This window comes from Stenotrophomonas sp. HMWF023 (assembly GCF_003060985.1).
GTDB classification, from domain to species: Bacteria; Pseudomonadota; Gammaproteobacteria; order Xanthomonadales; family Xanthomonadaceae; genus Stenotrophomonas; species Stenotrophomonas lactitubi.
The window spans coordinates 1-5,118 of the sequence record NZ_QAIJ01000139.1; the positions used below are offsets into that span (position 1 = coordinate 1).

At 57.2% G+C, this 5,118-nt stretch carries 5 protein-coding genes; 2 read left to right on the forward strand and 3 right to left on the reverse strand.

The window, feature by feature from the left end; genetic code table 11:
- Positions 1-294: 294 nt before the first annotated feature.
- On the reverse strand, positions 295-654 hold the full coding sequence (locus tag DBR20_RS07390) for a hypothetical protein (RefSeq protein ID WP_146186970.1): 360 nt from the start codon (positions 652-654) through the stop codon (positions 295-297).
- A gap of 63 nt (positions 655-717) precedes the next feature.
- Positions 718-1,152: a hypothetical protein gene (locus tag DBR20_RS07395; protein ID WP_108265730.1), complete on the reverse strand. Its 435-nt coding sequence runs from the start codon at positions 1,150-1,152 to the stop codon at positions 718-720.
- A gap of 1,740 nt (positions 1,153-2,892) precedes the next feature.
- On the opposite strand from DBR20_RS07395, the gene DBR20_RS22080 reads away from it, so the two are divergent.
- Both DBR20_RS22080 and DBR20_RS07405 read left to right on the forward strand, forming a co-directional pair.
- Positions 2,893-3,063 (forward strand): hypothetical protein, encoded by a 171-nt coding sequence (locus DBR20_RS22080; protein ID WP_181393044.1) that lies wholly within the window; start codon positions 2,893-2,895, stop codon positions 3,061-3,063.
- Between the two features lie 155 nt (positions 3,064-3,218).
- Complete coding sequence (locus DBR20_RS07405) at positions 3,219-3,878, forward strand: hypothetical protein (protein ID WP_108265732.1); 660 nt, start codon at positions 3,219-3,221, stop codon at positions 3,876-3,878.
- A 276-nt stretch (positions 3,879-4,154) separates the two neighbouring features.
- Here DBR20_RS07405 and DBR20_RS07410 read toward each other — a convergent pair whose 3' ends face one another.
- A complete protein-coding gene (locus DBR20_RS07410; RefSeq protein ID WP_108265733.1) occupies positions 4,155-4,604 on the reverse strand; it encodes a hypothetical protein in 450 nt (149 codons plus the stop codon).
- Positions 4,605-5,118 lie beyond the last annotated feature (514 nt).

Below are 5,118 nucleotides of genomic sequence, written 5' to 3' on the forward strand. Positions count from 1 at the left end.
GACATTGATCGCATCCGTAGTACCTGATCCCAGGTGAAGGCGGAACTCCTCATCGGACAGTTCGAGCTCAACAAGATCTCCGGGCAAACTGCTGTCAACGTCCATGCGACGCATCGCTTCTCGACTCAATGGAACCACGATCAGCCTCACCTACGGATTCACTCCCACTCACGGTCCAAACAATCTCGACTCATTTGACGTTGGCGCGCCCGAGTACCCTGAGCAACTCGACGTACAACAAGATTCGCCATCCAGCTTGCATGATCCATCGAAAGAAACTGCATGAGCTAGCGATCAGTCCACAACGAGACCAAGCGCCTTTAGGTCCCTCTTAAGCTCGGCGACGTCATCTGGATTGAGTCTTGCGAACTCAACCTCAAGACTGATTCCAGCGAGGATCTTAGCAGCTGAGCTCCTATGCCATTCACCTGCGTTTGATGCATCCTGGATCCCGCGCGCCAGAACGAACAAGATCACCTCAAGCATGAGGTTCTCGACGGGCTCGTCGAAAGCCATCTCAAGCTCGCCATAGGTCCAGCCGAACACTTGCGCAGGAGTCCATCGGCAGTTCCGATCAACGTTGTGTTGGCAACCTATCCAGAACATGCCGAGAGCAATGTCTTTCACCTCCTGATAGGAGATGACCTCAGTCATGATCGGCATCTCTACGGACCCCGATCACGCCTGTGCGCATGTAGGAGCGGAGAATTCGATCGATCAGCGCACAGACAGTGCATAGGTGCGCACCAGCTGACTATCCATCTCTTCATTGAACTTGAAGGTCACATAGCGCGCATCATCTGCTGAAAACTCTTCGTCGACCACTGCACGTCCGATCTCCACCCCCTCGGCGTCCAGTGCTCGTGCAACAAGCCTGCCGTTGAACGCCGTGCCGGCTACCACATAGACCGCTACATCTTTGGAGCCAGCTCCACGACTCTTGCCCATGGTGATGCTGAGCCCCCGCTCCGCAACAGCCGGATCGATCAGCAGCGTCACCGCCATGCGTTTATCGACCCCTTCCCCAAGGCCTGCCACGAAGTCAGCGGCCGTGCCACTGATGGCGCTACCAGCTTTCTGAGACATTGAGATGCCGTCCTTGCAGGCGACGAGCCCCAGGAGCAGGGACATCATCACGATCGCTTTCTTCATTTTCTTTCCATTTTACTGATCGGACATGGTGACCAAACGCCAGCCGCGATGGTCACCGCAATAATTCTCTCGGCCGCAACTTCTTGAGCGGAGCTACGGCCGTCATGCCTATGGCGAGCTGATTCTGCGGTTCGGTCCGGCCGGAAGAAATAGAGTTTTCTCTATTTCATTCGCGCACCTAGCAGATATACTTGCATCAGTCGGTAGCGCGCTCACGATGTTGGTTGCAACAGGCAATGGAGCCAACGCTGGTTCAGGCAGCCGCGGCCCGCACCTGGTCGGCGACAGTCGTGGGATGCAAGTACAAGCCAGCGTTCACCCGCGTCGATCCCATCGCTCATCGGCTGCTGGATTTCGAGAAATCTCTATTTGTACTGGTCGGCGCGTGCCGTTACCGTGCCAGATCGGCACTGGGCATGCCACTCCACAGAACCTTGGAACAGGGTCGGACCCGTGGCTACAGGAATGCCCCCTCCTTCCCCAGCCGGTGCGCTCTGTTCACTCGACTGTCTCTGGATGGCGTAGTGGGAGTTACCAGAGTGTTCCCACTCCCCATCAAGGCTGGTGTGCCACTTCAGCTTCCACAGGACCACGCGGATGAGTTCAACCCCTATCACCAGCGCCGCCGCAAGGCAGCAATCATGTAGTTCAGACTTTGGCTCCATGCCATTGTCCGCACGGGGCGCGTTAGTGGCCCTTGTCTTCCTTGTGACTCTTACTCCCTCTGTCGCAAGCTGCAAGAGCAACACCGATCGTCAGCAGGTGCGTGCCGCAATGAGCTTGGCCGCTAGCGCGGCGTCAGCGTGGGTCGTTGCGTCACCTGCTGTTATTCTCAGCGCGGCATCCAAAAGCATTGGTGGTGGATCAAGCCAGGCAGCCGGCGCCGAGAGATATCGAGGTAAGGCTCAGGCCCGGCCGCCACTGAAGGTGACCCACGTCACGCAGCAGCCCAACGGGGACTACCACGTCGCAGTGGAGGTCTTGGACCAACCTGAGGCGAATGGAGTCATGACCTGGCCAGCGCGGCCCGACAACCCAGCTGCCGCGCTTCGAATCGGCGATAGCCTAACCCTTGCGCCCACACCCGCTGGTGCCGGCTGGGTCCTTCATGACAAGGAGGGGGATGCACTTGCCTTCGTTCCTACGCCGGACGCCTCCCATGACCTCATGCAGGAGTCGCTCTAGGACAGGAGCATCACCGCTGAAGAGCGAGCAGCCTTCCTGGAGTCAGCCTAAGAATCCAACCTCACCTTCTGGGCCCAGCGCATAGTGCGTGAGGCCCAATCGGACCCAAGACAACTTTCAATGAGATTCACTCGCGCCATTGCACTCGCAGCCTTGCTGACCACCGCAAGCGCTCCTGCCCTCATATGGCTATGGATAAAATTCGACATCAGCAGTACGGCGACGCCACACTCTTTCGCGCACAGCGATTCATCTGACTGCACCATCAGAACCTACCACCCTGAATTCTCCAGGTACGGGATTGCCGGATCTATCATTCGTCCTTTCAGTAGTCGCACATTCTTTAGGGTCTACAACGATGATGGCGTTCTTCTTAGAACGTCAGAGTGGTCGATTCTTCAGCGGGAGTTCTCTGACACCGACTACGCCAGGTGGGTTCACAGTCACGTGATCTACCCGACAGACGACGGTTACGAAGGATGGAAAGTACCTGAGTGCGGATAGCTCTGTACCGCAGGGCATCATCCAAGCGCATCCAGCAGGAGCTCCCACCTCATGTATACCCTGACAGACCTGAGCAATGATCTAGAAGAAGGGCTGACTACAGGCTTCGATGTCGATGCTGTTTCAGACCTTGCGTTCGCGATCTACCACAACCATTGTCTCCAACTCGCTGAGAGCGTAGTCGATGTTCTTGTGACACTCATGGTGATGGGGATGGGCTAGGAGTTCCATCTCAGCGAAGCGGAATTCCATACGTTGCTATCTGGCCGGGATCTATCGCGCCCACGGCACGGTGACTGCCCGGCCACTGGGGTTGGAATCTGCCCGACGCCTCACAGGCTTGCTTCAGCGCCCAGTTGAGCCTGGATGTTAACGATATGACCAGCACACTCGAACTTAGGCTGTCGAAGCTTATCGGAGGCGGGAAGATCTACTTCTTTCCATCCGAGCTCCCACCAGGGCTTGTCATTCCCAATGAATGGCGAGACTTTGGCCCCAAGAGTCCGAACCGGCAGAGCATTCCTTCGGCTTGGGGCGCGTTCGCAGGCGAGCTCCCGTGGATCTCGGAGTGGCTTGAGCGATCCGTCCATGGCACTGCCATCGTCGTCACGGACCGGGTCTATCTCGGCTACTTGTATACCTGCCGGGGTCGTCCATACATGTACCTGGGCGGCGTTCCGATCTGCAAGGATGCTCGAACAGTCATCGATCAGCTACCATCACGCCTGCAGCACTTCTATCAAACGGTCCATGATGGCTTCACCTTCTGTGTGGACCTATCAATGGGCCCCGCCAGGAGCCAGGACATCTCGATCCTGGAGAACTTCTGCGACGATGATGGCCTCGAGCCCCGGAGACTGTTGAGCGTCTTTTCCAACGGTGCAGGTGACCATCTGACAATCGATCTGAGTGCTGCGCCCCTACGCCCATGCATCTGGTGGCATGAGGACCCCTGCCATCCTGAAGACGTCGAGGATATGTGGGACCTGATCGACACATGGATGTCTATCTTTCTGGAAGACTCGGAGATCGTCTAAGGAATGTACCCGAATCTTCTCCAGACCTACCGGCACTCCTTCCTCTGAATCAACGCATCAGTCAGCCAATGAATGAGAGGCTTTCTTAGCATCAAAGGCGAGAGCTAACCAGCCATGCTCATGGAGGCGCAACGTCGCCAGCCAATGCTCCCTGATCAAAAAAAAATGTAGGATCCATTCCTGCATTGCACCACTTGAATCTACTTTCCGCATGCACTCAATTGCTGCTCCGCGGGGCGTTTTTCTTGGATAAGGGCTGGCGTAGCCTCAGTCACATCAGAGTGGCATCCTCGCGCCTTTCCAACATCTTTTTGATGCCATCATAGAAGAACGAAGGTCGTCCTCCGGTCCGTTTACCACCCTCCCGCTCACCTTCTCCATGACCAGGACGCCTGCCCGAAAGTCCGGCTCACCAATCACGAGCACGAATGGATTCTTCTGATCACCCCTCTGGTAACGACCACCGTACGCGCGCCGGGCGACCTCGAATACGTACGCGGAGTAAAGGAAGTGAAGCTCTTCGGAAAGAGGCCGTTCTTGGACGAAGAAGTCGTCCAGCGCGCTGTCCACAAGAGCTAGCGACTCCCGGGTGTAGTCAAGGTGCGCCGGGTTGATACGCGCGCCCTCTTCCTGAAATGAAGCGATGAACGCTTCGGCCTGCAGTCCCATCACATGCTCATGCGATGGCGGCACCTTCCTGCGCCTCATAGAGTCGAACAGGCTCATGACTTAGTGCTCCTTGTGAATCGCTGATCCATGAAATGAAGAGCGGCACCGAGAGGAGCCGAGCCGGCACGATAGATTGGCACCACTGATCGATCCATGGAGATTTGTCTGGTTTTCCGGCCCACAGAGATCCACTTGGACGCCCTCCGGCCGCGCGCAGCCCCAATTTGACGGGATGAAACAGGCATTTCGCGAAAATGCCTGTTTCCCCTTGAAAGCCGCCTAGAAGGGCAGCTCTACCTCCAAGAAGTCTGGCCCTTCCAGCTTCGTTGCCATCCGCTCGAAGTACCCAGCTTCGCGGATCAGCCGATCAGCCGCGCGCCGCCGCCGGGCACGGGCCTGCCAGTCACCACCAACCGTGGCCTCAAGCGCGCTGACATGCCCCCACAGCTCTGCGGCTCTAGCTCTTGCCCAGGCGGCCTTCTGCTCGGCTACTGGACCGGCCAGACTTCCGTAGACATTCATGAGCCGCTTTGCGCGTAGCGCCGTTCAAACTCTACAGGGGCTAGGTTGC